The organism is Roseateles sp. FW305-36, assembly GCF_058787015.1.
The window spans coordinates 828,427-855,348 of sequence record NZ_JBYSZK010000001.1 but is presented as its reverse complement, the minus strand read 5'-3'; the positions used below and the strand labels follow the sequence as shown (position 1 = coordinate 855,348).

At 63.8% G+C, this 26,922-nt stretch carries 26 protein-coding genes; 16 read left to right on the top strand and 10 right to left on the bottom strand.

What is annotated here, in order from left to right; all coding sequences use genetic code 11:
* Nucleotides 1–147: 147 nt before the first annotated feature.
* The 4 genes from AC3WOE_RS03870 (at nucleotide 148) to AC3WOE_RS03855 (ending at nucleotide 7,321) form a co-directional block, all read left to right on the top strand.
* Entirely contained in the window at nucleotides 148–483 is a 336-nt protein-coding gene (locus tag AC3WOE_RS03870) for a helix-turn-helix domain-containing protein (protein ID WP_492688386.1), read from the top strand.
* Nucleotides 484–888: 405 nt separating this feature from the next.
* The gene (locus AC3WOE_RS03865; RefSeq protein ID WP_492688384.1) at nucleotides 889–1,860 is read left to right on the top strand and encodes a tyrosine-type recombinase/integrase; all 972 of its coding nucleotides are present in this window, start codon (nucleotides 889–891) and stop codon (nucleotides 1,858–1,860) included.
* A gap of 41 nt (nucleotides 1,861–1,901) precedes the next feature.
* Nucleotides 1,902–5,894 (top strand): NACHT domain-containing antiphage protein EruA, encoded by a 3,993-nt coding sequence (gene eruA, locus AC3WOE_RS03860; RefSeq protein WP_492688383.1) that lies wholly within the window; start codon nucleotides 1,902–1,904, stop codon nucleotides 5,892–5,894.
* Nucleotides 5,895–5,998: 104 nt separating this feature from the next.
* Nucleotides 5,999–7,321 carry a hypothetical protein gene (locus AC3WOE_RS03855; protein WP_492688381.1) on the top strand — a complete coding sequence of 441 codons (1,323 nt, stop codon included), beginning with the start codon at nucleotides 5,999–6,001 and terminating at the stop codon, nucleotides 7,319–7,321.
* A 342-nt stretch (nucleotides 7,322–7,663) separates the two neighbouring features.
* On the opposite strand, the gene AC3WOE_RS03850 is transcribed toward AC3WOE_RS03855, so the two are convergent.
* Together AC3WOE_RS03850 and AC3WOE_RS03845 are read right to left on the bottom strand one after the other, a co-directional pair.
* A complete protein-coding gene (locus AC3WOE_RS03850) occupies nucleotides 7,664–8,068 on the bottom strand; it encodes a hypothetical protein (RefSeq protein ID WP_492688380.1) in 405 nt (134 codons plus the stop codon).
* An 81-nt stretch (nucleotides 8,069–8,149) separates the two neighbouring features.
* On the bottom strand, nucleotides 8,150–8,809 hold the full coding sequence (locus tag AC3WOE_RS03845) for a hypothetical protein (protein ID WP_492688378.1): 660 nt from the start codon (nucleotides 8,807–8,809) through the stop codon (nucleotides 8,150–8,152).
* 99 nt (nucleotides 8,810–8,908) lie between these two features.
* On the opposite strand from AC3WOE_RS03845, the gene AC3WOE_RS03840 reads away from it, so the two are divergent.
* Nucleotides 8,909–9,223, top strand: coding sequence for a helix-turn-helix domain-containing protein (locus AC3WOE_RS03840; RefSeq protein WP_492688377.1), 315 nt, complete (start codon nucleotides 8,909–8,911; stop codon nucleotides 9,221–9,223).
* Nucleotides 9,207–10,505: a hypothetical protein gene (locus AC3WOE_RS03835; protein ID WP_492688375.1), complete on the top strand. Its 1,299-nt coding sequence runs from the start codon at nucleotides 9,207–9,209 to the stop codon at nucleotides 10,503–10,505. Before AC3WOE_RS03840 ends, AC3WOE_RS03835 begins: the two co-directional genes overlap by 17 nt.
* Before the next feature lie 12 nt (nucleotides 10,506–10,517).
* Here the strand turns inward: AC3WOE_RS03835 and AC3WOE_RS03830 are convergent, their stop codons facing one another.
* Nucleotides 10,518–11,360: a class I SAM-dependent methyltransferase gene (locus AC3WOE_RS03830; RefSeq protein ID WP_492688374.1), complete on the bottom strand. Its 843-nt coding sequence runs from the start codon at nucleotides 11,358–11,360 to the stop codon at nucleotides 10,518–10,520.
* A gap of 446 nt (nucleotides 11,361–11,806) precedes the next feature.
* Between AC3WOE_RS03830 and AC3WOE_RS03825 the strand changes: the two genes are divergently transcribed.
* The 6 genes from AC3WOE_RS03825 to AC3WOE_RS03800 all read left to right on the top strand — a co-directional run bounded on the left by AC3WOE_RS03825 (nucleotide 11,807) and on the right by AC3WOE_RS03800 (nucleotide 18,850).
* Nucleotides 11,807–12,211 (top strand): hypothetical protein, encoded by a 405-nt coding sequence (locus AC3WOE_RS03825; RefSeq protein ID WP_492688372.1) that lies wholly within the window; start codon nucleotides 11,807–11,809, stop codon nucleotides 12,209–12,211.
* Between the two features lie 235 nt (nucleotides 12,212–12,446).
* The gene (locus AC3WOE_RS03820; RefSeq protein ID WP_492688370.1) at nucleotides 12,447–12,746 is read left to right on the top strand and encodes a hypothetical protein; all 300 of its coding nucleotides are present in this window, start codon (nucleotides 12,447–12,449) and stop codon (nucleotides 12,744–12,746) included.
* A gap of 149 nt (nucleotides 12,747–12,895) precedes the next feature.
* Nucleotides 12,896–13,321, top strand: a complete 426-nt coding sequence (locus tag AC3WOE_RS03815; protein WP_492688368.1) for a hypothetical protein — start codon at nucleotides 12,896–12,898, stop codon at nucleotides 13,319–13,321.
* Between the two features lie 242 nt (nucleotides 13,322–13,563).
* Complete coding sequence (locus AC3WOE_RS03810; protein ID WP_492688367.1) at nucleotides 13,564–16,272, top strand: TonB-dependent receptor; 2,709 nt, start codon at nucleotides 13,564–13,566, stop codon at nucleotides 16,270–16,272.
* A 68-nt stretch (nucleotides 16,273–16,340) separates the two neighbouring features.
* Entirely contained in the window at nucleotides 16,341–17,033 is a 693-nt protein-coding gene (locus AC3WOE_RS03805) for a PepSY domain-containing protein (protein ID WP_492688366.1), read from the top strand.
* A complete protein-coding gene (locus AC3WOE_RS03800) occupies nucleotides 17,030–18,850 on the top strand; it encodes a 2Fe-2S iron-sulfur cluster-binding protein (RefSeq protein WP_492688365.1) in 1,821 nt (606 codons plus the stop codon). Before AC3WOE_RS03805 ends, AC3WOE_RS03800 begins: the two co-directional genes overlap by 4 nt.
* Before the next feature lie 279 nt (nucleotides 18,851–19,129).
* Here AC3WOE_RS03800 and AC3WOE_RS03795 read toward each other — a convergent pair whose 3' ends face one another.
* Genes AC3WOE_RS03795 through AC3WOE_RS03785 form a run of 3 tightly spaced genes read right to left on the bottom strand, consistent with a single transcriptional unit; the run spans nucleotide 19,130 to nucleotide 19,985 of the window.
* Complete coding sequence (locus AC3WOE_RS03795) at nucleotides 19,130–19,327, bottom strand: GDCCVxC domain-containing (seleno)protein (protein WP_268149454.1); 198 nt, start codon at nucleotides 19,325–19,327, stop codon at nucleotides 19,130–19,132.
* A 26-nt stretch (nucleotides 19,328–19,353) separates the two neighbouring features.
* The gene (gene merP, locus AC3WOE_RS03790) at nucleotides 19,354–19,632 is read right to left on the bottom strand and encodes a mercury resistance system periplasmic binding protein MerP (protein ID WP_492688364.1); all 279 of its coding nucleotides are present in this window, start codon (nucleotides 19,630–19,632) and stop codon (nucleotides 19,354–19,356) included.
* A gap of 11 nt (nucleotides 19,633–19,643) precedes the next feature.
* Nucleotides 19,644–19,985: a mercuric transporter MerT family protein gene (locus AC3WOE_RS03785; protein ID WP_492688362.1), complete on the bottom strand. Its 342-nt coding sequence runs from the start codon at nucleotides 19,983–19,985 to the stop codon at nucleotides 19,644–19,646.
* Nucleotides 19,986–20,062: 77 nt separating this feature from the next.
* On the opposite strand from AC3WOE_RS03785, the gene merR reads away from it, so the two are divergent.
* Entirely contained in the window at nucleotides 20,063–20,461 is a 399-nt protein-coding gene (gene merR, locus AC3WOE_RS03780) for a mercury resistance transcriptional regulator MerR (protein ID WP_492688360.1), read from the top strand.
* Between the two features lie 102 nt (nucleotides 20,462–20,563).
* Here the strand turns inward: merR and AC3WOE_RS03775 are convergent, their stop codons facing one another.
* The 4 genes from AC3WOE_RS03775 to AC3WOE_RS03760 form a co-directional block, all read right to left on the bottom strand.
* A complete protein-coding gene (locus tag AC3WOE_RS03775; RefSeq protein ID WP_492688359.1) occupies nucleotides 20,564–20,920 on the bottom strand; it encodes a DUF305 domain-containing protein in 357 nt (118 codons plus the stop codon).
* Nucleotides 20,921–20,994: 74 nt separating this feature from the next.
* A complete protein-coding gene (locus AC3WOE_RS03770) occupies nucleotides 20,995–21,288 on the bottom strand; it encodes a CopK family periplasmic copper-binding protein (protein ID WP_492688357.1) in 294 nt (97 codons plus the stop codon).
* A gap of 92 nt (nucleotides 21,289–21,380) precedes the next feature.
* Nucleotides 21,381–22,811, bottom strand: coding sequence for a heavy metal sensor histidine kinase (locus tag AC3WOE_RS03765; protein WP_492688356.1), 1,431 nt, complete (start codon nucleotides 22,809–22,811; stop codon nucleotides 21,381–21,383).
* 65 nt (nucleotides 22,812–22,876) lie between these two features.
* Nucleotides 22,877–23,554 carry a heavy metal response regulator transcription factor gene (locus AC3WOE_RS03760; RefSeq protein WP_492688355.1) on the bottom strand — a complete coding sequence of 226 codons (678 nt, stop codon included), beginning with the start codon at nucleotides 23,552–23,554 and terminating at the stop codon, nucleotides 22,877–22,879.
* Between the two features lie 151 nt (nucleotides 23,555–23,705).
* Here AC3WOE_RS03760 and AC3WOE_RS03755 point away from each other — a divergent pair, with 151 nt between their 5' ends.
* From AC3WOE_RS03755 to AC3WOE_RS03745, 3 genes are all read left to right on the top strand, one after another.
* The gene (locus AC3WOE_RS03755; RefSeq protein ID WP_268149155.1) at nucleotides 23,706–24,050 is read left to right on the top strand and encodes a copper-binding protein; all 345 of its coding nucleotides are present in this window, start codon (nucleotides 23,706–23,708) and stop codon (nucleotides 24,048–24,050) included.
* Between the two features lie 91 nt (nucleotides 24,051–24,141).
* Nucleotides 24,142–24,642, top strand: coding sequence for a hypothetical protein (locus AC3WOE_RS03750; protein ID WP_492688354.1), 501 nt, complete (start codon nucleotides 24,142–24,144; stop codon nucleotides 24,640–24,642).
* Nucleotides 24,643–25,693: 1,051 nt separating this feature from the next.
* Entirely contained in the window at nucleotides 25,694–26,896 is a 1,203-nt protein-coding gene (locus AC3WOE_RS03745; RefSeq protein WP_492688352.1) for a TolC family protein, read from the top strand.
* Nucleotides 26,897–26,922: the final 26 nt, after the last annotated feature.

The following is a 26,922-nucleotide window of genomic DNA, read 5'->3' as shown; positions in this document are numbered from 1 at the left end:
ACAGTGTAGCGGATGGACGGACCCATGCCTCAGACGGCCGAAGCACTTCCCAACCAGCGGCGCAGATCGCCGAGCACGGCGTTGGGAGATGAATTCCCTTTCCGAATATTCCGGACGGTCGCGTAGCGTGTCGCCCGAAAGGTTCTCATGGGCAAGACTCTCCACAGCCGACACAACACCATCTTCCTGGACATGCTCAGGGGCCTGCGCGAGCGGAAGCGGCTGCGGCAGACCGACCTTGCCGTCCTGCTGGGCAAGAGTCAGGCAACGGTCAGCAAGGTCGAGCGAGGCGAGCGGCGCCTCGACGTCATTCAGTTGAGAGACTGGATAGCTGCGCTGGACATCAGCTTCTTGAGATTTGTTCGAACGCTGGACGCAGAGCTGCGCTCCCACGGGATCACCGATCCGCGCATGCGCCAAAGAACGCGTCGACGCCAACTTCGAGCCGGCACAACGCGACGGCGCCCCCGGAGCGATGAGTAGTCCCTCCAATTGAGGAGTCTGCGCGGACGCGGTCAACCTCTCGGTGGTCACACAGAGGATTGAGACCGGCGCGGCGCTGGCTGCGCGCAAAGGCCAAAAAGGGTCGCTTGGGATGGTCACGTGCGCCACCAAATTGACGCGCATCGCGCCGACTTCCTCGGCGAGACTAGAAAGCCGGCGTAGACAACATGCGGGGGATCGCCTGAACGCGAGCGGTTGACCTCCGCGCAAATGCAGCGGCAGTGCATACACTGTGCTTTTGTACAGCTCGAGTGCGACCTGCGCGCACCAGTGGCGAGATGCCCATCCGCGCAGACCAGCGGGCTGAGCAACTCTGGCACTGCCGAGGCAGCATCGGAGGCCGTGTGTCGATCGCAGGAGCACCATCAGACAGAATTCCGATCTATGCCCGCGAAGGTCGAAGACTATGTGCTTGCCGCTGACCGTGAGAACACGGTTCGGAGCTATGCCAGTGCCCTCAAAAACTTCGAGGAAGTCTGGAAGGGCCTGCTGCCCAGCACGAGCGACACCGTAGCCCGCTACCTGGCCGAGCACGCGACCACCTACCGACTCAGCACGTTACGGCTGCACATCGCCGCGCTGTCCCGGTGGCATGCGGACAACGGGTTCCCCGACCCAACGCGGGCGCCACTCGTCCACAAGGTGCTCCGCGGCATCCGCTCCAAGCATGCGACGGCTCAACGACGCGCCAGACCGCTGCTGCTGGATGTTCTTGAGGACGTCTCCAACTGGCTGCTGGCTGCCCAGGCAGCTGCGCGCCAGCAGGGGAACCGCACCAAGGAGCTGCGCCTAAGCCGGGACCGCGCGCTGGTGCTGCTCGGCTTCTGGCGAGCCTTTCGGTCAGACGAGCTTGCCAGCATGCGGATTTCGGAAGTGCAAGCCGTGCGGGGTCAAGGACTGACTTGCCGGCCAGGCCGGACCAAGACGACCGACGAGGACGAAGACCGGAGCTTCTACTGCCCTGCCCTTTCGAGGCTGTGCCCGGTCGACGCCTACATCGATTGGATCGAGCTCAGTGGCCGCACGTCCGGGCCGGTGTTCCCCGGCATCGACCGCTGGGGCAACATCTCCGCCGCTCACATGGCGAGCCAAGCCATCCTTCCGTTGCTTCGTCGCATCCTCGCTGAGGCCGGGACTGCCGAGGCCGCCACCTATTCGAGTCATTCCCTGCGGCGAGGTTTCGCGGGCTGGGCCAGCGCCAATGGATGGGAGTTGAAGGAGCTGATGGAGCACGTTGGGTGGCGCGACGCCAGCTCGGCGCTGCGCTACATCGACGTGCCTCGTGATGCCGTGAAGGCTAAGTTCGAGCGTGGCCTTTCCAACAGCAGCCCAGGGGCTGCCGGCACGCAGGGGTGATGGCCCCCTGACGATTACCCCCCAACGAGCCCCTGCATCAGATGCCGCAATTGACCCTCCCTCGAAAGCTCTGGCATGAGTCCACGGATGGAGCGGTGACCGTTGAACAAGCCGCTTTGCCGTCCCGAACAGACTCGTTCGTCGTTCTGGGTGAGGCAGGCATGGGCAAGACCGAGCTGCTCAGCTGGTTGGGACAGCAGCCGGGCCATGTCTACTGCACCGCGCGCAAGTTGAACAACACCCGGCTGGATGCGGCTCGATTGCTTGGCGACGCCACGACGGTGGTCATTGATGCCCTCGACGAGCTCAGCGTCCAGGGAGACGGGGACGCCGTTGACCTCGTTCTTCAGCGGCTCGGTGACTTGGGATACCCACGGTTCGTGCTGTCGTGCCGAGTAGCGGACTGGCGCAACGCAACCGCCGTTGCCGCGATCCATGAGGTCTACGCAGAGCCCGAAGTGTCGGTGATGCACATGTGCGCCTTCGACGATGACGAGGTCCTTGCCATCTTGACCGGCAAGCTCGGCACCGAAGCCGCCGCGGTCGCTGTCGTCGAGCACTTCGAAGGCGTCGGACTGGGCGGGCTCCTGGCCAACCCTCAAACGCTGGAGATGATCGCCAGTGTCGCCAAGGCGGGTCCGCTTCCCAACACCAAGGAGGCCCTCTTCCGGCGCGCCGCAGATGTGCTGCGCTTTGAACACCGCGATGAAAAGATCGAACGCCAGCCGAGCATGGAGGCAGCGTTGGATGCCGCCGGCGCTGCATTCGCGGCCTTGATCCTGACCGGCAGCGACGCTGTGACGGTGGCCACGGCCAACTCGGAAGATGGAGAAATAGCGTTTGCGGAGGCGGCGGCGCTGCCCATGGCCTCGGAGTTGCGGCCGGTCTTGGGCACCCGGCTTTTCGCCACAGTTGGCGCGGCGAGTCGTTTCAGCTACTGCCACCGGCGCATCGGGGAATATCTCGGCGCGCGGTGGCTGGCGAAGCAATGCTCCACGGTGATGAAGCGCAAGCGCTTGCTGGCCCTTTTCCACTCGCATGACGTCGTGCCGTCGTCGCTTCGAGGCCTTCACGCCTGGCTGGCCACCCATCACGGTGACCTGGCCGCTGAGGTCATCGGCAAAGATCCCATGGGCGTCATCGAATACGGCGACGCTGATTCCCTGGATCGAGCCCAGGCCGGTCTGCTGCTGGATGCGTTGGAACAGGCTGCACGGGAAGACCCCAACTTCCTCAAAGGGCCTTGGCAACGGTTCACGATATCCAGCGTGGCGCAGCCGTTCCATCTAGATCGGGTGCTTGGCCTGGTCAGCCAGAGGAGCACCCCGCTGCGGTTGCGCATGCTGCTGCTCGGCGCCGTCCGGGGCTCCGGTATTGCCGATCCGCTGTTCGATGCCTGCATGCACATCGCAATCGACCCACAGGAGGCCTTCGCCGTCCGATCTCGCGTCTGCGACGTGCTGATCGATTCCTCGCGCACGAACCTCCCTGAACTTGTTCAAGCGCTGCGAAGTGCCGGAGATGACGGCGTGCGGCTTGCTCTGGACGTCGTCGAGGAAAAGGGCTTCGGGCCGTTCAGTGATGCGGACATCGCGCAGTTGGTCGTCAGCCACGCACAGCGCAACGACAGGACCATCGGCTTGTTTTCGAAGATGGTCCGGATCGCTCCTGACGCACGCGTCAGCGGCATCCTGGATGAGCTGGCCAAGCTGTTGGCGCCTCCGAGCAGCCGGTTCGAGCGGGCTGGCAATCACGAGCTGACCGACCTTGCGTATAGGCTTATCGCCAGGCGGCTTGCATGGCAACCGGTTGAGGCTTTGGATTTGTGGAGGTGGCTCAAGCCTTTTCACACCGACACGTATTACGGTGGCTCAGAACGGGTAAGGGTGCATGAATTCATCAAGAACCGCCCTGACCTCCGCCGCCCCATTCAGCGCCTGGTGCTGCTTGAAGAGCCAGGTCCGAAGACGATCTATCAGCGAGGGTGGCGCCTCGAAAGCCGCTCCAGCGGCTACGGCTACACCGACGACGACATCGTGGCTCTTCTTGAGAGCTTGGACCCGACAAACCGGTCTGACAAGCGCTGGCGCGATCTGCTGACGCTGGTGCGCCACTCCGACAGCGCGGGCAAGGGCCCGCGTGACGCAGCCAAACGCTTCGTGCAGAACCGGCCCGACATGCAGGCTTGGATCGACCGGTTGGCTGAACCCCGGACGCCTGAATGGGAGATCAAGCAAGAGCAGGAGAAACGCAGGCGCGCCGCAAAACAGGCCGTTCAATGGCAGCAGCATCGTGCGACTTTCGGCAAGAAGCTGACCGCCATCGCAAGCGGGCAACTTCAACCCATGATCGACCTGTCGAGCGCCTACCTCGACAAGTTTCACGATCTGAACCATGACGCGACGCCGGTCGAGCGCCTCACCCAGTGGCTGGGCCCCCAAATCACCGCGGCCGCTTTGGAAGGATTTGAGGCCTTCCTCCACAACGGTACCGCCCTGAGCCCGGCCACCATGGCCGCCAGCCATGCCGAGTCCAAGCGGTGGCAAACGGGCGCCATCATCGTCGCGGCCATCGCCGAGCGGCTGCGCACCGGACGCGGGTTCGATGGGATCAGCGACGAGAGGATTGCCGCTTGCTTCCTGGAATTGCGGGACACGCGGATCGACGACCACGCCAAGCTGCCGACGCTGCAAGACGCCGTCGAAGCCGAGGCGAAGTCACGAGGTCTCGTCGCGCCGACGTTGGCGATATGGATCCGCCCCCAGCTGGAGGCACGGCGCAGCTACGTGTCTGAACTCCACTCCATGGTCTGGGACGACCTGTCGGATCAGCAGGCGGCTGATCAGTCCCTTCAGTGGCTCCAAGAGATACCTGACATGGCCGGGGAGCCCGAGGCCACGCTCATCGACCGTCTCATCGCATCCCGTAGGTTCACAGCGCTGATCTCGCTGGCCCAAGCGCGGCTGAAACAGCAGCTGAGCGATGAGCGTCGACGAAACTGGCAGGCCGTGCAGTTCGTCGCCAACTTCGACTCGTACCAGTCCCAACTGTCAGGCTGGGCCAGAGCCGACGCCGAACTGATCATGGCGGTTCGCAGCCGATCTGCCAGCAGCCGAAACCGCCGGTTCAGCGTTGCGCTTTCGCCGGCTCAGCTCACGTGGCTGCTCGCTACTTTCCGGGGTGTCTTCCCCCATGGGCGTAGGGGGAGCGACACCGGCGACGACACCCGCGCGCCGGCGTCCGAGTTCCTGTCCGACGTGGCGGACCGGTTGGCAGAGATGACATCTGACGAAGCGATATCCGGATTGACCGCACTTCGCAATGCGGCCGAGGACAGCCACACGGAATACCTCAAGGTGCTGGCGGCCGAGCAGCGAAGAAAAGCCACGGAAGAGCGATACCGCCCACCCACGCTCGCCAGCGTAGGAGCCATCGTGCGTGCCCAGCCGCCGTCCACGGTGGCAGACCTGCAATCGACCGTGCTCTGCCTTCTCGAAGAGGTGCAAGCGCGGGTTCGCTCGGACCCGGCCGATTCATGGCGGGGTTTCTACGGTCCGACGGGTCCACACAACGAAGAAATCTGTCGTGACTACTTGCTGGTCATGCTGGGCCCCAGGCCCGAGTCAATTCAAATGTTGCCGGAGGGGCACCTGGCGAACGACAAGCGTGCCGACATCATCGGGATCCTGGCCGGTATGCGGCTTCCCGTCGAGATCAAGGGGCAGTGGCATGCCGACGTCTGGACCGCCGCCGACTCCCAGCTCGACAGGCTCTACACCGCTGACTACGCGGCCGAGCGCCGCGGCATTTACCTGGTCCTCTGGTTCGGCCGTCAGGTCCTGAAATCCAAGCTGCCGAGATCATCGGGACGCGGCAAAAGAGCCCCCACCAGCCCCGAAGAGTTCCGCACCAAGCTCATTGCGTCCAGTCGATCTGCACAGGAGGGACGGGTGGTCGTCGTCGTGCTGGACCTCGAGCGCACATCGATCACCCGCTTGCTGCCGCATGCTCATGCCGCGACGGCGCAGCCCTGATCCCTGGTCTCGAGCCTCAGCAGTTTGAGGGTTGCAGCCCCCACTTATGCCTAGCAAGCTTTGTCGCTAACCTATCGACGACAAGACCATCCAGGGGAGCCATCATGCCGTCACGCTTCGACGTGTTCATCGCTGGGGGATTCCCCACGCATACCTACGTCCATCGTCGGTTCACCGACCCGGTGTCAAAGCGTTTGCGGGACCCGGAGAACGAGATCACCGAGGCCTTCAACAGGCCCGGCATGATCGTCCAGGTATCGGGCCCCTCCAAGTCGGGCAAGACCGTTGCCTTGCACCGCATGATCCCCGAGGCCCAGTTCGTGAAAGTGCCTGGATCCTCGCTATACAGCGAGGAGTCGCTGTGGCGGATCGTGTCCGCAAAGCTGGAAGTTCGGGTAGACCGCAAGGCCACCACCCAAACGACGATGGAAAAAGGCGCCGAGGTCGAAGGCGAAGTCGGTCTCGAACTGGGCGTCGTGAGCCTGGGCGGCAAGATCGGCGGCTCCGGAAAGACCTCCCAAGAGCGATCGTTTGAGCACGCCATCGAAGACGACCTCTTCGGTGCGGCGACCGACGAGTTGCTGCGCAAGGGGCGGTTCTTGTTCATCGACGACTTCCACACCATCCCTTCGACCATGAAGAGGTATGTGGCGGCTCAGCTCAAGGCCGCGGCGGAAAAGAACGTCAAGATCGTGCTGGCCGAGGTGCCGCACATGGCCGACGATCCGATCGCCAATCTGCCCGACCTGTCCGGCCGCATCGAGCGTATCGAGTTCAGTTACTGGTCCGCCGAGGACCTGGTATCGATTGCTATGAAGGGCTTCGAGAAGCTGAACGTGATCATCAACGAATCCGCGCTGCTCGCGATTGCAGACGAGTCAGCCGGCAGTCCGCAGCTCATGCAGCGTCTGTGCCTGGATCTGTGCAAGGAGCTGGAGATCAGCGAGGCTCGACCCGCCCCGGAACGCTTCCAGGTTCGGCTGGACCAGCTCAATGCGGTGTTCGGCACAACGATCCGGTCCGTGGACTACAGCGCCAGCATCTACTTGCTCGAGAACACGCCCAAGCCTGCGGCGCCCAGGGTCTTCCGCGCCAAGGGCGAGGGAACCCTGACGATGAACGAGCTGGCCGTTGCCACACTCTGTTTGAGCCCGCCGAGGATCAACATTCCCTTCGTGGCACAGCGCGACTCATTGGAAGAACGTGCCGCGCGGCTCGTTGCCGATGACAAGGGTCCAGATCGTGAGCTACTGGCAGAGACATTCAGCCTGATGACCGAGGTCGCCCAGAACAAGTCCTTCAAGATTCCCACGCTGGACTTCAAGCCTCACCGCGGCGTGACCATCCTGGACCCATATTTCTTGTACTCGTTGCGGTGGAGCGGCCGGTACTACGACTTGCGGATGATCGTCGACCAGAGCCGGTGAAGTGATAGTTAGGTCACACCTGAGCGCTGCAGCGACGGCACCGATGTAACAGCCGCTTCACCTTCCTCACGAGGCCGCCTATGCTGGGTTCTGGCTCGGGAGGCTTCATGACACCCAGTCCGTTGCTACAAGCGAATCGGCGCGTCTTGTCCGCACAGCGTATCTACAGCGCGGCTCTGGCACGAGTCCGGCCGGGTGACGCCGCCTCGATGTCACGCCTCAGCAAGGCCTCGTTTGTCCTGGGCCTGGCGCATGAGCGCTATGTGCAACTCGCGAAACGAAGATCGCTGCCTGCCTGAGACGCACGCGCTAACACTCCCCTGCCCTTTCGTCTGGACGGCATCAAACCGCATCTGACGACGGGGCAGCGCCGAGCACAAACTTCCATGCGTCAGACCGTTGCAGCGCCTGGTTGAACAAGTCGATCTCGGCTGGCATGTGGTGCCCGGTCTCGGCCACCTTGAGAGAGCACTCCATCTCGATCATCAGGATCACGACCTGACGCATGAACGTGTCGATTTCCGCTCGGGCGTCCACCCGCATCCACAGCTCGCCACAACCGTCGTCGCTGGTGATCAGGTCGATCCGGTTTCCCCCAGCCCCTCCGTAGACCCGAAAGTCCTTGAACATCTCCGACGGTTGGCCGTAATGTTCGGCCAGCAGCTTCTCCGCCCGACGGCGGAGCGGTGGCGGCAGTGAGGTGCTGCCGTCAAAGACTGCCAAAACATCGAACTGCCAAGCGGCCATGGGCATGCTCTAAATGCCAAAGCATGCATTGTGATCAAGCGTGACGGCCCAGACGTCCGAATCGACCTAGCGCCCTCGTTGTTAGGGATAGGCCTCCGTCAGCGTGACGGTCGCTCCGGTCGCCTTGATTCCGTTGACGATGTCGTTGATCGTGCGCGGAATGAACTGGCTCGAATCACCAGTGACAGTCCGCGCCAGCGTGGCGCCCAAGGTCGCCGCGCTGAACGCGCCGGACGCTTTCGTGAAGGTCGAATAGATGTTCACCGAGTACCCGCCCTCGTAGGGCATCACGCAGGCGAAAAACGTCGTCCCCTCGCCGTACTTGGACATCGACGTGTCGCGGCCGTTGGCGGTCATGATCGCGCCTTCACAGGTGGGCACCTGCAGGGACTGGCCGGAAACTGCGGCAAGCGCGGCGAGACCGGTGCCCTTGAGCGGCGACGCCAGCTGAAACCTTGGCGCTCGTTGAGGCAGCGGCGAGGGCGGGATGCCGTTGTTGATCTGGACCGCGCTCATGTTCTTTTGCAGGCCGACTTTGACCGCTTCCACAAGGCGTGCAGGCGCCACGTCGGGGGCCTTCACGTCATAGATCGCATAGGCTTGGCTCGTCTCCCGCGTGGGCGTGGTGCTTGCGCATCCCGCCAGGCCTGAGGCCACCAGAAACAGCCCTGCAGCGCTGGCGAGCGCTTGCAAGAACCGAGCAGACACCGATGACGTGGAAGCGTGATGTGGAACGGTCATGGATCCTCCTTGATGTATGACCTGATGAAAACATCCGAACGGGAACATCGGCCAAAACAGCGCGCGCCGAAATGTACGAATTAGTGTGTGTATGAATGAGTGTACTTTCTGGAAAGTGCGCGCGTGTCCACACGTGCAATTGCTCCCCAGAAGGCTTTCGGCTCCCGCATCAAGGAGCTGCGGCTGCTTGCCGGCATGACCCAGGAAGACCTGGCCGAGCGCTGTGGGCTGTTCAGGACCTACATGAGCCGCATCGAGACGGGCCAGGCCAATCCGACGCTGACGATGATTCACGCGCTGGCAACCAGCCTTGCCGTGACACCGGGCTCCCTTTTTGATCCAGCGGGCGATCCGCCGGAAGAAGCGGTGCCGGCGCCGCGCAAGCCCCGCCCCTCCCGTGGCCGCGTTCGCTAAGCGTCAGTCATCAACCCGAGCGGCCCGGGTACCGAACGAAGACCGCGTCCGCTACCTCTTTGCCGTCCTGAGGGTGGTGGCGGACATCCAGCCGCATGAAATTGGTGCCGGCCTTGAACAACAGGCAATCGACCGCGGACCGGGGTGGAAGTGGCAGTTCAAGGCGCGTCTCGACGAATATGAGCAGCTGCACAGGCTGAATCCGGACCAGAAGAGCCATCTCCTGCGATGCCTGCGCATGTGCGAGGAGTCTCCCAACCTGTTGCGAGGGGGCTTGCTGTTGGCGGCTTGGTCCTTGGTGCTGGCGACCCTATGCAACCTGAGCTGGCTTCTCGCCCCGCAGCCAGTGCTCTATCTCGTGACCCTGGGACTGACTGGTTTGCTCGGCTACGCGACCGCGGCGACCTTGAGCATCTTTGATCACGAGGTCTCAACGGCCACGCGCTGGCAGCGGCGGATGCTCTGCTCAACAGCAGGTGCGTTTGCCGTCGCTGTTTCCATGCTGGTGCCCGATTCGGCCATGCTGATCATCCAGTCCGCTTCCAAGCGCTCGTTCCAGCTCGAACGCGAAGCCTATGCCGCCGATCCAGGGGGTTTCGAAGCGATCCGGCAGCTTGCAAGTGACACCTTTGGCGTCAACGTGGTCCTCGGTGGCGTCGATCAGAGCTGGTCTCTGACCAGTGTGCGCGTGCCAGAGGCTTCGGTCGCGTCGATGGGTCTGGGGTCAGGCTTTTGTACCCTCAACTTTTCACCAAACCGAATTCATGCCGGCTTCGGGGGCGGCTCCGGTGTGGATCCAGCGTTGTGGGTCCGGGGCGTTGCTATCCATGAGCTGGGCCATTGCGTCGACACGTGGCGCGATCTGGCTCTCGCGTCCAGCCGCAAAGTCGCCACGCATTCGATAGCGCCGGTCCAAGCGACCAAGGTGTCCGACATCAACGGCTACTTGGCCGCCACTGAAGAGCCGGCAACACAGCAATGGCGCGAGGTGTTCTCCGACATTTTTCTCGTTGGCTACTGGCGACTGAGCGCGCCTGACCAAGCGCCCGCGTTGATCGATGCGCTGGTGGCTCATCGAGATGCCAATGCGCAAAACGATCGCGTCCACTACACCACCTGCTGGGTCAATCTTGCAAGGCGGTCGTCCCTACCTGACGACCTCAAAGGCCTGCTGGTCTGGACCGACAGCCTGCGTGACGATGCTTCCTGCCAACTGACTGCTAAACCTGCCCACCCGGCCGGCATCAAGGCTCGCCTGAGAGATCTCCTCGGTCTAGATTGACGTGACGGCCCGTCAAACGTCGCCCACCACCAAAGTGAAGGTCTGCAGGAAGTGGAAGTCCGGACGCCGCAGCGCGAACTCCGGATGCTGAGGATCGCAAAGTCGGGACAGTTCTTCGTAGTCGTCTTGCGCGAGATAGGGCTTCAGCCGTGCTCCCCACGTCTTCTGGAAGATGGCCTCGAGGAGGTAGCCTTCGTCCTCCGGACGCAACGGCGTCACGCGCTCGATGACAAAGGTGCGCGCGTTGACGCGCCGAAGACCGGCCGATCGAAGAAGGCCCACGATGGCCCGGATATCGGCCAAGTCGCGTTCTTCGAGGCTATAGCGATCCCGGTAGTAGCGCCGCACCGCTTCGTTCGTCAGCCGCTCCAGCCGCGAATCCCAGGCGAAGACCATGTCCGGCAGCAGCGCGCTCTGTGCCAGCGCGATCCGCCCACCTGGTCGAAGTAGGCCCGACACCGCCTTCACGGCTTCCAGACGGTCACGCAAATGGTTGAAGGTGTTGGAGGACCAGATGACGTCGAAGCTCGCGGCGGCCAGTGGTGCACGCTGCAGGTCACCCTGGATGACCAGGGAGCCTTCGGGCGCCCGGGAATGCGCCGCAGTCACGTGTGCTGTCGACAGGTCCATGCCGACAACCGTGCCTCCAGGTTGCACCGCCGCAGACAACCAGCCGAGTGCCTCGCCCGTGCCGCACCCCGCATCGAGGACGTGCATGCCGGGTTCAAGAGCAAGACTCGCAATCGCCAGGCGGATCTCCGGCGCGGCGAACGCGTTGAAGAGCGTCAACTTGCGCGCGTAGTCCCGCGCCGAGGTGTCGCCGAGAAGCCCGGGAGCGGCGGTCGCGGCGTTCATTCCGGCGCGTGGTCCAACGCCCGCCTCGCGATACGCGAAGCATGTTCTTTCTCGATGACCGTCTCACACACCTGCACTCTCCCTTTGAATGGGTGGCAACAAGGTTAGCGGCAACTCGGCGCCTGGCCGGCATCGAGCCGTGGCGCACGCCGGTCATTTTGAAGCTGAGCGGATTGAGGATCGGCGTATCCCGGACGGTTCGTGTTCGGGGCCAATCTCCTGGAGCTGCTGCAGGGAGGGTCTCGGACGCGGCCGGCCGCAGCAAATTGTCGGCATATCGCGCGCCGATGCCTCACACAGGGTGACGTGGTCGATCGGGCGCCCTGCAATGGGGCTTGACCTTCCTGCTATGGGAAGGTCTACAGTGGAAGAACTGGCTCCTCAGCCTTGGCCTGGCAGGCTGAAAACGTAAGGAAAAGCCGGTAGCCACGACCTAATCTATGAACATGAAAACGTCCCGCAATCACCGCATCCTGACCGCGCTCATCGCGCTGTTCAGCATGCTGTTCATGCAGGCGGCCGTGGCGTCATATTCCTGTCCGGACCTTCAAAGCGAGGGCGCCCCCGATAGTTGGGTTGCTGACCAGGCACCAGCATCGAAGATGCCTGGCTGCGATCAGCCGGACGCTGCCAGCCTCGGTCTTTGCCACGCGCATTGCCTTGACGGCAAGTCGTCGCTGGACAAGCCAGAAGTGCCGACGGTCACACCGGCTGTCGCAATCGTCTCGACCATCCTTCTCCCGCTGCAACCCCTTGTCGCCTTGCCACTCCCGGCAGCCGAGCAGGCGTCGTTCCTGCAGCGCACGACGGCGCCGCCCATTGCGATTCGACACTGCTGCTTCCGACTTTGATCCCTTGCCGCAGCGCGCGCTGAGTTGACTCCGTTGGCCAGCCGCGCAGACACGCGCGCTGGGTCACGTCATCCCCACTACGCCAACACACGGCGAGCGTCTGAGCACGTCCGTACCGAGGCGAGCTGGGCCGCGCGAACTCACCGTTTCATCAGTTCTACGCCGGTCGCTGAGCGACACCGGTTCATCAATGCGCGTGCTGGCAGTACCCCGCCAGTCCACGAAGGAGTTCATCATGAAGAAGTTACTCATCACCCTCATCGGCTCATTCACTCTTTCAGCCGCTGCACCAGCGCTGGCAGGCCCTGATTGGCAGATCATCGAGAAGGCTCGGAAGGACAAGCAGGCCGCTGTCCAACCTGCCCAACATGCCAGTTCCTTGCCCCCATCAGGTGCACAAGGCGAATGTCGTGTGGACCCACTGGTGCTGCAACTCGACCACGGACCACGGGCGGATACGAGTCCCTACATCAATCAATTGCGCAGAGAGCGCCACGAAGCACAGTTGAAGGCGTGCGCGTCAAAGACCAAGTGAACCGGCGGTGACCTCAGGCATAGCCCCGGCTCCTAGGAGAAGGCGGCTGCGGCCTTGCGGCCAAAAGTCACGCCAAGGCGGCGGGGAACTCCCTAGCTAGACAGGCAACCGACGGCTTGGTGCAATGCAGCACATTCACTTGCCGCCGCATGAAGCTCCTCGCCTTTTGGCTCCTCGTCTTGTTCGCCGTTTTGATACCGGCGACAGCGGTCATTGCTTCGGCAACGACCGCTCCGACGTCCGCTGAACTGCGTCGGGAGGCAACCCAGAGCGCGAGCGTCTCCAAGCACGCGGCCGCGTCGGGTGTTCATGCCAAGATGGCCAAAGCCAAGCCCAAGGCAAAGGCGAAGGTCCAGATTGCGAAGGCTGCTTCTGCCGATCAGCAAGGCGACCACTGCTGCGATCTGACGCCCTGCAGCCAATGCTCTGGCTGCGGTACCTGCCCGGTCATGGCTATGAACGCGGATGTCGGGACCGATGCGCTCCCGCTTCCGCTCACCCTCCTCCCCGAGTCCCTGGGACCGAGAGCGGAATTTCTGCTGTCAGGGCAGGAACGCCCACCCAGAGCCAGCTGACTCAGCACCGCCGCCGGCAGGCTGCGAGCGCGATGGCGCACGCACTTACTGCTGGCACAAGGTTTGGCTGAGTCGCATGCGTCGATAGACGGCCGGCTCTCTCATCGCGCCCCCGTTTCGAGCCCAATTCCTTCCGGCTCGTCCTTCGCCATGTACTCGCCAACGAACAACTGTTCGCAGGTGCCTTGAATCGCGTCCGGCCACTGAATCGGCGACGCCAGGCACCCAACTGGATGTACATGATGCCCATCAGACTTACCCAAACGGCAGTCGCTGCCGCCGTCCTCTTTCTCGTCAACAGCGCGTCGGCCCAAGCTCCCGCCGCTGACGCCGGCGCTGCACCTACGTCACTGGACAAGGTGCAAATCACCGGCAGCCGCATCAACCTGAAGCAGGCCCAGATCTCCGGTGTTGGCCCGGTCACCATGATCGATGCCGAAACCATCCAGCGCACGGGCGCCATCTCCGCCGAAACCCTCTTGCAGCGGCTGCCCGCCTCGGCCGGCACCGCCGGCAACCAGACCAGCGCCTACTGGACCGGCAACGGCTACGGCACGACCCAAGTCAACTTGCGCGGCCTGGGCATCAACCGCACCCTGGTGCTGCTCAACGGCCGCCGCGTGGTCAACGGCGGCACCGGTGCCAACAGCTCCGTCGACCTGAACATGATCCCGGTCGCCATGATCGAGCGCATCGAGGTGCTCAAGGACGGCGCGTCGGCGATCTATGGCGCGGATGCGGTCGCCGGCGTCGTCAACATCATCACCAAGACCGGTCTGAAGGGCGTGGAAGCCTCCGTGCGCTACGGAGAGACCACCCGCGGCGACGGTGATGAAAAAGCAATCGACCTGACGTGGGGACTGCAGGCCGCTGGCGGCTCGCTCGTGACCGGCATCAACTATTCAGAGAGTGGCGCCATCAACATGGCCACCCGCGCACCCTGCGGCCTGGGTGAAGTCAACGGCAAGCTCGAATGCGTGGGCAGCTCCGCCACCATCGGTGGGCGGGCCCGCCTCGCCGACGGGACGCGTGTCAACTTCAACCAGACGCCCGGCGGCAATCCGAGCGCGTATGAGCCGTACTCGGCGGCGAAGCACAACTACAACAGCAACCCGGCGCTGAACGCGGTCAATCCGATCAAGCGCCTGGGCCTGAGCGCCTTCGGCACGGTGAAGCTGACCGAAGACACCCAGCTGTTCACCGAGATGCTGTTCTCGCACCGCGAGTCGAACCAGTTGGCCACCCCCGGTTCGCTCGGCGTCTACCGCACCATCAACATCGCGGCCAACCATCCCACCAACCCCACCGGCCAGAGCCTCGTGCTCGAGCGCCGGCGACTTGAAGAGGCTGGCACCCGGACCTTCTCGCAGGAATCGAACATCTTCCGCGTCGTGGCCGGCGTGAAGGGCAGCATTGGCGACAACTGGGACTGGTCCGCGGCAGTCAACTGGGGACGCAACACCGGTGTAGACGGCACGACCAACGTGGCCAACCTTGACCGGGTCGATCAGACGCTGGACCGCACCAAGTGCAGTACGGCACCTGGCGCCGCGATTCCGTGCGGCAACTACCTCGGCTACGGCAACCTGACACCCGAGGTGTTGCGCTACATCCTTGCGACGACGCGCGACACTGGCGGCAACGACCAGAAGAGCATCAGCGCCAACATCAGCGGCGAGCTGTTCACGCTGCCTGCCGGTCCGGTGGGATTTGCGGCAGGTGCAGAAGTTCGCAAGGAAAGCGGCTGGCGCAACCCGGACAACCTGACGGTCATCGGCGTGGCCAACACCAACCGGCAAGATCCCATCTCCGGCACCTACACGGCACGCGAGGTTTATGCGGAACTCGCCGTGCCGCTGCTCAAGCGCATCCCCTTCGTCGAGTCGCTGCAGTTCAACACCGCGGCGCGCTTCTCTGACTACAGCCTGTTCGGTTCCAAGAGCACCTACAAGGCTGGCCTGGACTGGCAAGTCGTGCCGAGCCTGAAGTTCCGGAGCAACGTGTCCTCGGCGTTCCGTGTCCCGAACATCCCCGAGCTCTACGGCGGCGTGTCGGAAGGCAACCTGACGACGACCGACCCCTGCAGCAATTGGAGCACGCTACCGACCTCGTCCGTCGTGTCGCAGAACTGCAAGGCGGCCGGCGTTCCCGCAGGCTTCAAGCAGCTGGGCAACACCATCCTCACCACGGTGGGCGGCAATCCCAAGCTCGAGCCTGAAGACGCCAAGACCATGACCGCAGGCGTGGTCTGGTCTCCAATGAAGACCCTCACCGTGACGCTGGACTACTACAACATCAAGGTGACCAACGCGATCCAGAGCGTGGCCGGATCGACGAAGCTGGCGACTTGCTACAACACGCCGGGCCTCACGCACATCTTCTGCAGCCCTTCCAGCTTCACGCGCAACAAGACCACGGGCGAGATCGACTTCCTGTCGTCGCAACCGGTCAACGCGGCCGATGAGAAAATCTCTGGCTTCGACCTGGGCGGCCTGTACGAGTTCAGCTTCGGCGGTTTCACGAGCACGATCAATGCCGAGGTGTCGCACCTGAAGAACTACCAGGTTCGTCCGTTCCCAGGCGCCGCTGCCATCGACTACACCAACAAGACCACCGGCGGTCGAGGCAGCTATACGCAATGGCGTTCGCTGACTTCGTTGACGGTGGCCAAGGGGGCATGGTCGGGGGCCTACACGCTGCAGTACATCGGCTCGGCCGACGACATCAATGCCGCACCGACGGACATCGGGGCCAAGGCACCGGCGATCACCTACCACTCGGCGCAGCTGAAGTTCGCCTACAGCAAGCAGTTGGACTTCGCTGTCGGTGTCGACAACCTGCTCGACAAGAAGGCGCCGTTCGTCAAGTCCTATACCGATGCGAACACCGACACGATGACCTATGACCTCCAAGGTCGTCGCTGGCACGTTCGCGCCGGCTATCGCTGGTAAGTCCAGCGGGGCGCCGCGGTTCACCCCGCGGTGCCCCGTGACGCATCAAATGCAGTGAGACATCTCCTATGAACCTACCCTTCTGGGTGCGCCGAGCCCACAAATGGATCGGCCTTGTCATTGGCGTCCAGGCCTTGCTCTGGATGGTCAGTGGCCTGTACATGACCGCGATATCGCTCGAAGTGATCCATGGCGACCACCTCGCCCATGTCTTCGATGGCCCTCTCGACCAGGTCAGCGAGCGGCTGGACATCGAGCAACTCGCCAAGATCCGCCCCGGCTTCGAGTCGATGAAGCTCAAGAAGTTCCTCGGGAAGGAGGTCTACGAGCTGCGTGCCGGCGGCAAGGCAACCCTCGTCGACGCGCGAAAAGGCAATGTGCTGAGCCCGTTGGCAAGGGAGCAAATCGTTGCGCGCGCCAAGGACATCTACCAGGGTGAGGCTGAAATCCGCGAGGTGACCTGGATCACGCAGGCACCCCAGGAGGTGGCAAAGCGGCCGGTGCCGATGTGGGCCGTCCGTTTCGACGACCGATCCAACACGACGCTGTACTTCTCGCCGGACACCGGCGACCTTCTGGCCCGCCGTCACGATCTCTGGCGCTGGTTCGACTTCCTGTGGATGTTCCACATCATGGACTACGACACGCGCGACGACGTCAACAACAACCTGCTGCGCGTCGCGGCCGGCACCGGGCTGGTGTTCGCGCTGAGTGGCGCCTGGCTCGTGTTCTACAGCTTCCGTCGGAGGGCACAGCCATGACCCCCTGGATGCGCAAGATTCACAAGTGGATCGGTTTGCTGATCGGCTTGCAGCTCGTGCTGTGGATGTGCAGCGGCCTGGTGATGAGTCTTCTGGATGCTGAGAAGGTTCGAGGGCGGGAGTTCCGAGCGCCTGCGGCCGCCAAAAGGCCCTGGCCTCAGGATGTTCAACCGGTCGGCAGCCTGCTGGCGCAGGAACGTACCCTGACCCAGGTGGCTTCCACCGGCTGGTTGATGGATCGCCCCGTCTACCGGCTGGTCAGCGAGAAGTCGACCCAGTTGATCGACGCCCGCAGCGGCCAGCGGGTCGAGCTCGATGCCGCCCTGGCTCAGCGCCTCGCGCAGGCCTCGTACCGCGGCCCGGGCACGGTGAAGTCTGCGGAGCTCGTCGACAAGTCGCTGGAGACTCGTGCTCACGACGGCAAGGTGTGGCGCGTCGTCTTCGCGGACGCAGAAGACACCACCGTCTACCTGACCTTGCAGGGCGATGTGCTGGAGCACCGTAACAAGACCTGGCGGCTGTTCGACTTCTTCTGGATGCTCCACATCATGGACTACAGCGGACGCCAGGACTTCAACAATCCGCTCGTGGTCAGCGCTGCCGTCGGAGGATTCTGGCTGGCGTTGAGCGGCATCTGGTTGCTGTTCACGAGCTTCAGCCTGGCCGAGTTCATACCGAAGCGATGGCGCGGCACCCGGGCGCTGATGATCCATGCGCCGGATGGCAGTCGCCTGCGCAGCGTGCGTGCCCACGCCGGCGACACCGTGTTCTCCGCGCTGGCCCAGCAAGGGCTGCAGCTGCCGTCCAACTGCGGTGGTGGCCAGACCTGCGGTCTGTGCGAGGTGCGCGTGCGCGGAGCAGCTCCCGACGCAACCAGCGCGGATCGCGCGCTGCTTTCGCCGTCGAGGATAGAAGCCGGCTGCCGTCTGGCCTGCAATCTCAAGCTCGACCGCAACCTGGACATCGAAGTCCGCGGTGGTGCCGAACTTGGGGCCGTGCACGATGCCGAAGTCGAAAGCGTCCGCGCGCTGTCGCCTTTCTTGCGGGAGGTCGTGCTGCTGCCCAAGGACAAGCTCGGCCCTGACTACCGGCCCGGTTCGTTCATCCAGATCCATGTGCCGGCCTACAAGATGGGCAAGCACCAGATCGAATCGCCCGACGAACACCGCCCAGCATGGGCCGGTCTGCATCTGCCGACTCAATGGACCAGCGGCAGCTTGTTGCGCAGGTCCTACTCGTTGTCGGCACCGGTCCACCAGACGAACGGGCGGCTGTCTTTGCTCGTGCGCTTCTGCCACGGCAAACAGGGTGGCAAGAACCATCCGCCAGGCAAAGGATCGTCCTATGTCTTTGGCCTCAAGGCGGGTGACAAGCTGAAGTACAGCGGGCCCTTCGGGGACTTCGCTATTCGCCACGGCGAGCGGGAGAAGATCTTCATCGGCGGCGGCGCAGGGATGGCGCCATTGCGCGCCATGGTGAGGGATCTGCTGGAGTCCGGTGCCGAAGAGCCCATCCACTTCTGGTACGGCGCTCGCACGGTTGCCGATGCTCCCTACGTCGACGAGATGCAGGCGCTGGCGGCGCGCTATCCCAATTTCAGTTGGCAGTTGGTCCTGTCGGACGAGCGAGGTACGGAGCATCCCTTCGGCATGGTTCACGAGGTGGTGAGGGAACGAGTGCTGCAGTCACACCCTGACCTGCAGGCCTGCGATTTCTACTTGTGTGGTCCGCCGGCGATGCTGGCCGCGATGCTTGCGCTGCTAAAGAAACTCGGTGTGGAGGACGACCGGGTGGCCTTCGACGACTTCAAGATCTGATCGTTTCTCGGCTATCGCGCCGCGAACTTGCCCCCAGAAATGTAGAAAGCCCCTCAAGCGTCCAGCGAACCCGTCTTGAGAAGCGCTTTGGGAGTGCTATCGATCTTGTCCAACCGGCAATTGGCTGGACAAGATGGAAGCTAAGAACGGCGTCAAAAATCAGACGCGACCGATCGCGCTGGGCCGTTGGGACTGGCTGTTCGCAGGCTCACTGCATACGGGCAAGCGCGCTGCCGCGGTGATGAGCCGCTGCAGCTGCTGCCGCACCGTTGGCGCCCATCAGGCGCCGCAACTCGAGCAGCCCCGCTGCGTTTGCACCGGCGGGCACTTGACCGAGCCGTACGAACAGAACACGCAGCAGTCACCGGCCTTTGGCCGCAACACGGTCTTGCAGTGCTCGCACTCGTAGAAGAACTGGCAGGCGTCAGTCGGCATGACCTCGCGCTTGGCGTGGCTGCACTCCGGGCATGTCAGCATCGACTCCAATTGAGGTGCGGTCGTTATCACTTGTGAACCGTCGAGGGGTAGCCCGCGTCGGTCGTGGCCTTGGTCAATGCCGTCGCATTGGTCTTGTCAGTGTCGAACGTCACGGTGGCCGTCTTTTTCGCGAAGTCGATCCGCACCTGAGTCACGCCGGCCACTTGCTCCAGCGACTTTTTCACTGTCACCGGGCACAGCCCGCAGGTCATGTTCTGGACGTCGAGAACGGCGGTCTGCGGCGTGGCGGCAAGCGCGGCCAACGGCATCACTGCGACAAGTACAGCGGCAAACAAGTTACGCATGGGTAGTCCCTTCAGAGGAAAAGCGGTGCCAACCAAGGCACAGACAACAACGAGAGGAGTGCCAGTGCAACAACCCAGAAGATCAGCCGCTGGCGCTTGAGGACGATTGGCTCAACGCACATAGCACCTGGTTCGCAGGCCTGCGGCCGCAGGTACAGGTGCCGGAACGCCAGGCCCAGGAAAAGCAACGTCGTGGCCAGGAGCCAGGGCCTCAGCGGCTCCAGCGCAGTCAGGCTGGAGACCCATGCGCCACCTATGCCCAGCGTCAGCAGTACCAGCGGCCCGACGCAACATACCGACGCGCCGACCGCCGCCAGCACGCTAGCAATCAGCGAACCCTTGATCCTCAACATTGCCATCACCGGGGTGAACTTATTCGATGGCGCACAGTCTAGAGTCCGTACCATGGTACGGAGTCAAGGGGATTCAGATGACAACCGAGCTGACGATAGGGCGACTGGCCAACGAGGCCGGCGTGAACGTCGAGACGATCCGCTTCTACCAACGCCGCGGCTTGATGGCCGAACCCGACAAGCCGACGAGCGGGCATCGCCGCTATGCCTCGGATGCAATCAAGCGTGTGCGCTTCATCAAGCGAGCACAGGTGCTGGGCTTCACCTTGGACGAAGTGGGCAGCTTGCTCGAACTCGACGAGGCCTGCGCCTGTGCCGAAACACGCGAGCTGGCCGCGCACAAGCTGCAGGTCATCGAAGAGAAGCTAGCCGACCTGAAAGCGATGCGCAAAGCGCTGACGGCGCTGCTGCATCAATGCGACACGGGGGTAACCAAGGGCGGCTGCCCAATCATCCACGCACTGGCCGCTGACTGATCCGCCACAAGACGGGATCGTCGGACGCTTGCGAAGCCCCTCCGGGCTTCTTTCTCCGAGGTAAACAAACCGGACCGGCGTGCAAGCGCTGTAGAACCGAAGTCACTTGTTGGCGGCCAGCCACTTGTCGAACTGCGCGATCTCTTTCTTCTGCGCGCTGATGATCATCTGCGCCATGTCGCGCATCTCTTGCGACTTGCCATTGCGCAGTTCGATCTCGGCCATGTCCAGCGCTTGTTGGTGGTGCATCTTCATCATCATCGCGAAGTCCTTGTCGACGTTGCCTGTGGGCTTCAACGCCTGCATGCTTTCCATGCCGCCTCTCATCTTTTGATGCAGCTGCTGTGAGCCTTGATCAGCTTGCCCCTTCATACCCATCGAGTCAGTCTGGGCGAAGCTCACTGCCGGCACAGCGATGATGAAGGAAACCACGATAGGTAGGGCGAAACGGGTGCGCATGTGTGCTCCTGAAAGTTGAGCCTAACCTCGGCAATCTGCGTGCCCGTCTCAGCTGACGCGACCTGAACTTGACGTCAGCCGCCGTGACCTTCGCGCAACAGGGAATCCAGGCGTGCAACTTCGTTGCCAACGGCCTTGATCTCTCGGCCGTCCTTGGCCTTCAGCGTCTCGCCGGCCTTGAGGAAGACGGCGCGGCCGAAGGAGTCTTCCCTGGCCATCTTGCCGTCCTTGAACACGTACAGCGTCGAGCCGTCCTGCAGCTCGATCGTCGTCTTGACGGCGTTTTCCAGCGCGTCACGCGCCTGCACCGGCGCGGCGATGCCTGCGAGTGCGGCGACCAGCGTGGTGGTGATGATGAGCGTCTTCATGTGTGTTCCTTTCGTTGGTTGAGTGCCCGAAGCACGCTTGAACTCTAGGAACCGGGCACCGACGCCAGGCCAACGCGCGGATTACGATTTCGTCATGGGTCTCCATGCGGCTCGATGGCCCCATCGCCAGGCAACGGGCTCGCCTCTGCGGTGCGGAGCGTGAAGCCAACTTTTGTGATGCAGCCTGCGCTCGCGGCAAAGGCATCCCCGCCATGCATGCGCGCGATCGCGCGGACGATGGCCAGTCCCAGCCCGTGATGCTCGGCAGATCCTTGGCGCGATGTGTCCGCACGGAAGAACCTCTCGAACAACCGCGGCAGCACCACCGGGTCGATGCCCTCACCAGGATTGACCACGGTGATGGCGACTCGTTCGTCGCTGGAGGTCGCTGCCACCGTGCTCAGCTGGATCGAGATGGTTCGGCCGGCCGGCGTGTATCGGCTCGCATTGCTCAACAGGTTGGCCAGCGCGCGTCGGACGAGAGCAGCATTCACAGGCGCTTGAGCCTCGCCGACGATATCGACCCGCTGAAGCCGCTCGTCGAGCACCGCGTCGAAGTACTCGACGACCTGCCCCGCGACCAGTCGCAGATCCGTGACTACCAAGGTCTGCGCCGTGCCACCCTGGTCGGCGCGCGCAAGGAACAGCATGTCGTTGACCATCGTCGTCAACTGGTGAAGGGACTCGAGGTTTCCAGACAGCGTGTCGCGCAGCTCTGCGACCGTGCGCTCTCGGGCGAGCTCGACCTCCGTGGCGCTGATCATGGTGGTGAGCGGCGTTCGCAGCTCATGCGCGACGTCGGCACTGAACGCTTCCAGGTGCTCGTAGGCCGATTGCACCCGGTCCAGCGCACGGTTGAAGCTGTCGACCAGGTCTTCGAGCTCGACGCTCACGCCCTGGGACGACAGTCGCAACGACAGCGCTCGTGGCGAAATCGCGGCTGCTTCCGTGGACAGTTCGCGCACAGGCCGCAGTTCGCGCCTCGCCACCCATGCGCCCAGCGCAGAGAGCGCTGCCACACCCAGCCCGCAGACAAAGACCAGAGCGCCCAGATACGCACTGAGCAAGCGCTGGTCGCTGCGAGTGTCGACACCAATCAGCGCGATGCCGTCGGGCACAGGGCCATGCGCTTTGACGCGAAATGACCGCCCCGTCAACGCCACGCCGTCCTCGCGCCAGATCGTCAGCTTTCCCACCGCGGCGTTGGGATCTGCAGGCTGAGTTGCAGGTCGGGTCTTGCCGCCATAGACCACGGCGCCTGAGTCCGCGATCAACCAGATGCGCAGTTGGCCATCGCCGATCAGCACGTCGTCCAGGTGATGCCGCAGTTCGGAAAGATCGTCCCCTGCCTCGACCTCGTCCAGAAAATGGGCAACGACGTCGGCCCGGCCATCGAGATCGCGGTCGCGCATGCGCTCCAGCTCACGCCGCAGAGCCCACTGGAGCATCGATCCCACCACCACGAAGACCGCCAACCCCACGATGGCGACCGCCAACGTCAATCGGCCCGAGATGGAACGCATGGACAGCGATATGGTCTCGCGCAAGGAGAGGGACGGCTCCGGCGAAGAATCGCAGCACCCGCCCATCAGCGCTCTTCCAGAACGTAGCCCATGCCGCGGACGGTGTGCAACAGCGGCTGGTCGAACGGGTCATCCAGCTTTGATCGCAAACGCCGCACAGCCACGTCCACGACATTCGTTTCGCTGTCGAAATTCATGTCCCAGACCTGCTCGGCGAGGACCGTCCTGGACAGCACCTCTCCCTGCCGGCGCAGCATCAGCGTGAGCAAGTTGAATTCCTTGGGCGTCAGGTCCAAGCGTTGGCCCCCACGCGTCGCCTTGCGCCGCGCCAAATCCAGCTCAAGGTCGCCCAGCCGCATCGACGTCAGCGGCTGGGACGTCACCGCACCGCCACGTCGCAGCAGCGCCTCCACGCGCGCCAGAAGCTCGCTGAACGCGAATGGCTTGACGAGATAGTCGTCCGCGCCGCCCTTGAGTCCCTGGACGCGATCCTCGACCTTGTCCCGCGCTGTCAGCATCAGCACCGGCGTGTTGCGCGTTTCACGCAACTTCCGGAGGACCCCGAAGCCGTCGATGCCGGGCAGCATCACGTCCAGCACGATGAGGTCGTAGTCGCCCTCCGTTGCCAAATGGCTGCCGTCGACGCCGTTGTTCGCCACGTCCACGACGTAGCCGGCTTCGGTCAGGCCCTTCTTGAGGTAGTCCGCGAGCCGAGGCTCGTCTTCGGTGACGAGGATGCGCATCGTCGAAGTGTCGCTGTGGCTCGCCTGGCTTTCATTACGAATTCGTAATGTTGCAGTCACCCTCAAGTGCCAGCCAAGTGCATAAAGTGGCGCCCAGAGGAACAAGCACCCGCGGGTTCCTAGCAACAGCCAAGCTTCCCAGGAGTTATCCATGTCCATCCGAATGATCTTCTCCGTCCTGACGATTGCCTCCCTCGGTGCGATCGCCCCGTGGGCGCTGGCCGCAGGCGACGCCGCATCGGCACCGATGCAGGCGACCGCGCCCGCAGCCAAGGGCGCCAGCTTCGCCGAGGGCGAGATCAAGAAAATCGATGTCGAGCAGAGCAAGGTCACCATCAAGCATGGCCCGATCGACAACCTCGGCATGCCGGGCATGACCATGGTGTTCCGCGCCGACGCTGCCACGCTTTCCGGTTTCAAGGTGGGTGACGCCGTGAAGTTCAAGGCCGACCGCGTCGACGGCGCCATCAAGGTGACGGAGCTGGTGGCACGCTGAATCAGCCTGGGCTTATGACCGTGGGCTGCCTTGTGCAAGTCAGGCAGCCCGGACAGATGCCTCTTCCGAGACGCTCTACTAGACTTTGCGAATGCGGTCCTGGCTCAGATCAGCGCTGATGTGGCTCCTTGCCCTCGCACTTCCCATGCAGGGATGGGCGTCTGCATCGATGCTGTGCTGCGGCCCAGACCATCACCACGTGTCGATCGGCGCTGCCTCAGTCGTGCAGTCGACCGCGGCACCCTCTGGCTCGCTACCCGACAGCCTGTCCCCTGCGGGCGGCGAAGGCCACGAAGCGCGTGGCCACCACCATGCCGGCCACGACCATCCCGCCGATGATCACGCCGCTAACGGCGGTTCAAGCAGCCAGCCGAACGATGAGCACGGTGGCGGGCATCATGACCTGAGCAAGCCAGGAAAGATGAAGTGCAGCGTCTGCGCAAGCTGCTGCACGATCGCCGCGCTGCCATCGCGCACCCTGATCATCGATGAGGCGGTGCCCATCCAGGGCGTTATGGCTTGGACTTCGCAGGCGCCCATTGCCTTCTTGACGAGCGGGCCCGAGCGGCCGCCACGAACGTCGCGCTCCTGAAGCGCCGGTCGGGCCGGCGCGGCGCCGCCATGCCTGCACACGCCGTGCGCGAGCTGGATGAGCCCCGACCGACCCAGTCGTTGCGCCGCCAGATCCGGCGCGCCGAAACGATCTCCCCTTCCCTGGCAAGCGTGTGTCCATCCTCGGCGCGCCTTGCTCGCACAAGCAGGAATTTCATGTCACCTCACCACACCGTGCTGATCGCTGCAGCGTTGGCCAGTTCGGCACTGGCCGGCCCTGCCAGCGCGCAGAGCACTACATCGCCGGCGGTCAAGCAGAGCGCAACCGCTGCCCAGACCAACAGCACCGCGCCTGCCAAGGCTGCGTCCGGCGCCTCGGCCACCTATCGGTCGGCCTTCGAGGGCTACCGCGCATTCACCGAGCAGCCGGTCACCAATTGGCGACAGTCCAACGACCTGGTTCGCCAGATTGGCGGCTGGCAGGCGTATGCGCAGGAAGCCCAGGGGGGTAATCCTGCGCCGGCATCAGCCAACGACGCGATGCCCGCGAGCCATGGTGGGATGAAGATGCCGGCAGAAGGTGGCCCCTCCGCTGCTGGGCAAGTCGTACCCCTTGCCCCGGCTGCGAGCACGCCGAGCAGCGCGTCGGCGCCAGGTAAGGCATCACCGCATCAAGGTCACGCGATGCCCATGCAAGGTCAACCCGTGTCGCCTACACCCAAGCCCCCGCCTGCCGGGGCTGCGAAATCCCCTGCCATGCCCGCGGCTCAGCCCGCGTCCGTCCCCGCATCGGGCTCTCACTCCGGCCACCACTGAGCATGACCACATCAACCACGTCATATTCGGGCGCTGAACAGCGCACGTCACGACTGCGTCGCAGCCCCAAGCTCGCGGTCGCAGCCCTGGCCGCCATCCTGGTCCTCAGTGGCTGCGCAAGCACCTCGATCAACCAGAATTTCGAGGCGGCCCGCGACTTGGGACGCCAGCAATCTGGTGCCGTGGCCCGCTGGCTCACGACGGACGAAGCACGTCAGCAGGCTCAGTCCGACCTCGATGCTCGCCTGGCCCGGCCGCTGGGAGCAGACGACGCCGTGCAGATCGCGCTGGCCTACAGCCCGTCACTTCAAGCGATGCTGTACGAAGCGGCTGCCGACTCCGCCGCGGCCACGCAAAGCGCCCGGCTGCCGAATCCGGTGTTCGCGTTCGAGCGGCTGGTGCGCAATGAGGGCGGCACTCGGGACCTCGAAATCAATCGCGTCCTGAGCTTCTCGGTGCTCGACCTGCTCCTGCTGCCAGCCCACCTGCGCATGGCCAGCTACCAGCAGGAGATGACTCGCCTGTCGCTGGCCGGCAGCGTCGTACAGGCCGCCAATGAGGCGCGGGGCGCCTGGGTCAACGCTGTCGCAGCCCAGCAATCCCTCCTGTATGCACAGCAGATCAAGGCGACTGCGGATGCCAGCGCCGAACTGGCCCGCCGCATGCAGGCCGTGGGCAACTACAGCAAGCTGCAGCGCGCCCGCGAGCAGGCCTTCGCGGCAGACGCCGTAGCGCAGCTGGCCCGCGCCCAGCATGCCGAGCGTAGTGCCCGCGAAACCCTCATCCGCGTGCTCGGCCTGAACGACGCGCAGGCGGCGCAGCTGAAGCTGCCTGATCGGCTGCCAGAACTGCCGAAGACGCCGCGCGACGAGGCCAGTGTGGCCCGTACCGCCCTAGACCAACGGCTGGATGTGCAGCTCGCACGTTCGCGCCTGAACTTCCTCGCTCGGGAACAAGGCCTCACCCGGGTCACCAGCGTCGTCAACGCGCTGGAGATCGGGGTGTCGAGAAACAGCGCGACCGGAGCCGCGCCGCAGAAGGGCTATGACGTCAGCCTGCCGCTGCCGATCTTCGACTTCGGTGATGTCCGCCGAGCCGGCGCGCAGGCCGCCTACATGGCTGCCGTGAACCGGACGGCCCAGATCGCCGTGCAGGCGAACTCCCGCGTGCGCGAGCAATACAGCGCCTACCGAACCGCGTACGACCTGGCGCGCCACTACCGCGACGAAATCGTGCCGCTGCGCAAGACCATCGCCGAGGAGAACGTGCTTCGCTACAACGGCATGCTCATTGGCGTGTTCGAGCTGCTGGCCGATGCGCGCGAGCAGATCACCAGCGTGTCTCAGGCCATCGATGCCCAGCGCGACTTCTGGCTGGCCGACGCAGGTCTGCAGGCCGAACTCCTCGGAACGCCCGGTGCCGACATGAGCCGCATGACCGAGGCTGCGCCCGGCCGCTCAGGCGCCGCTGCGCACTGATCAGTCACTGAACCCAACACCCCACC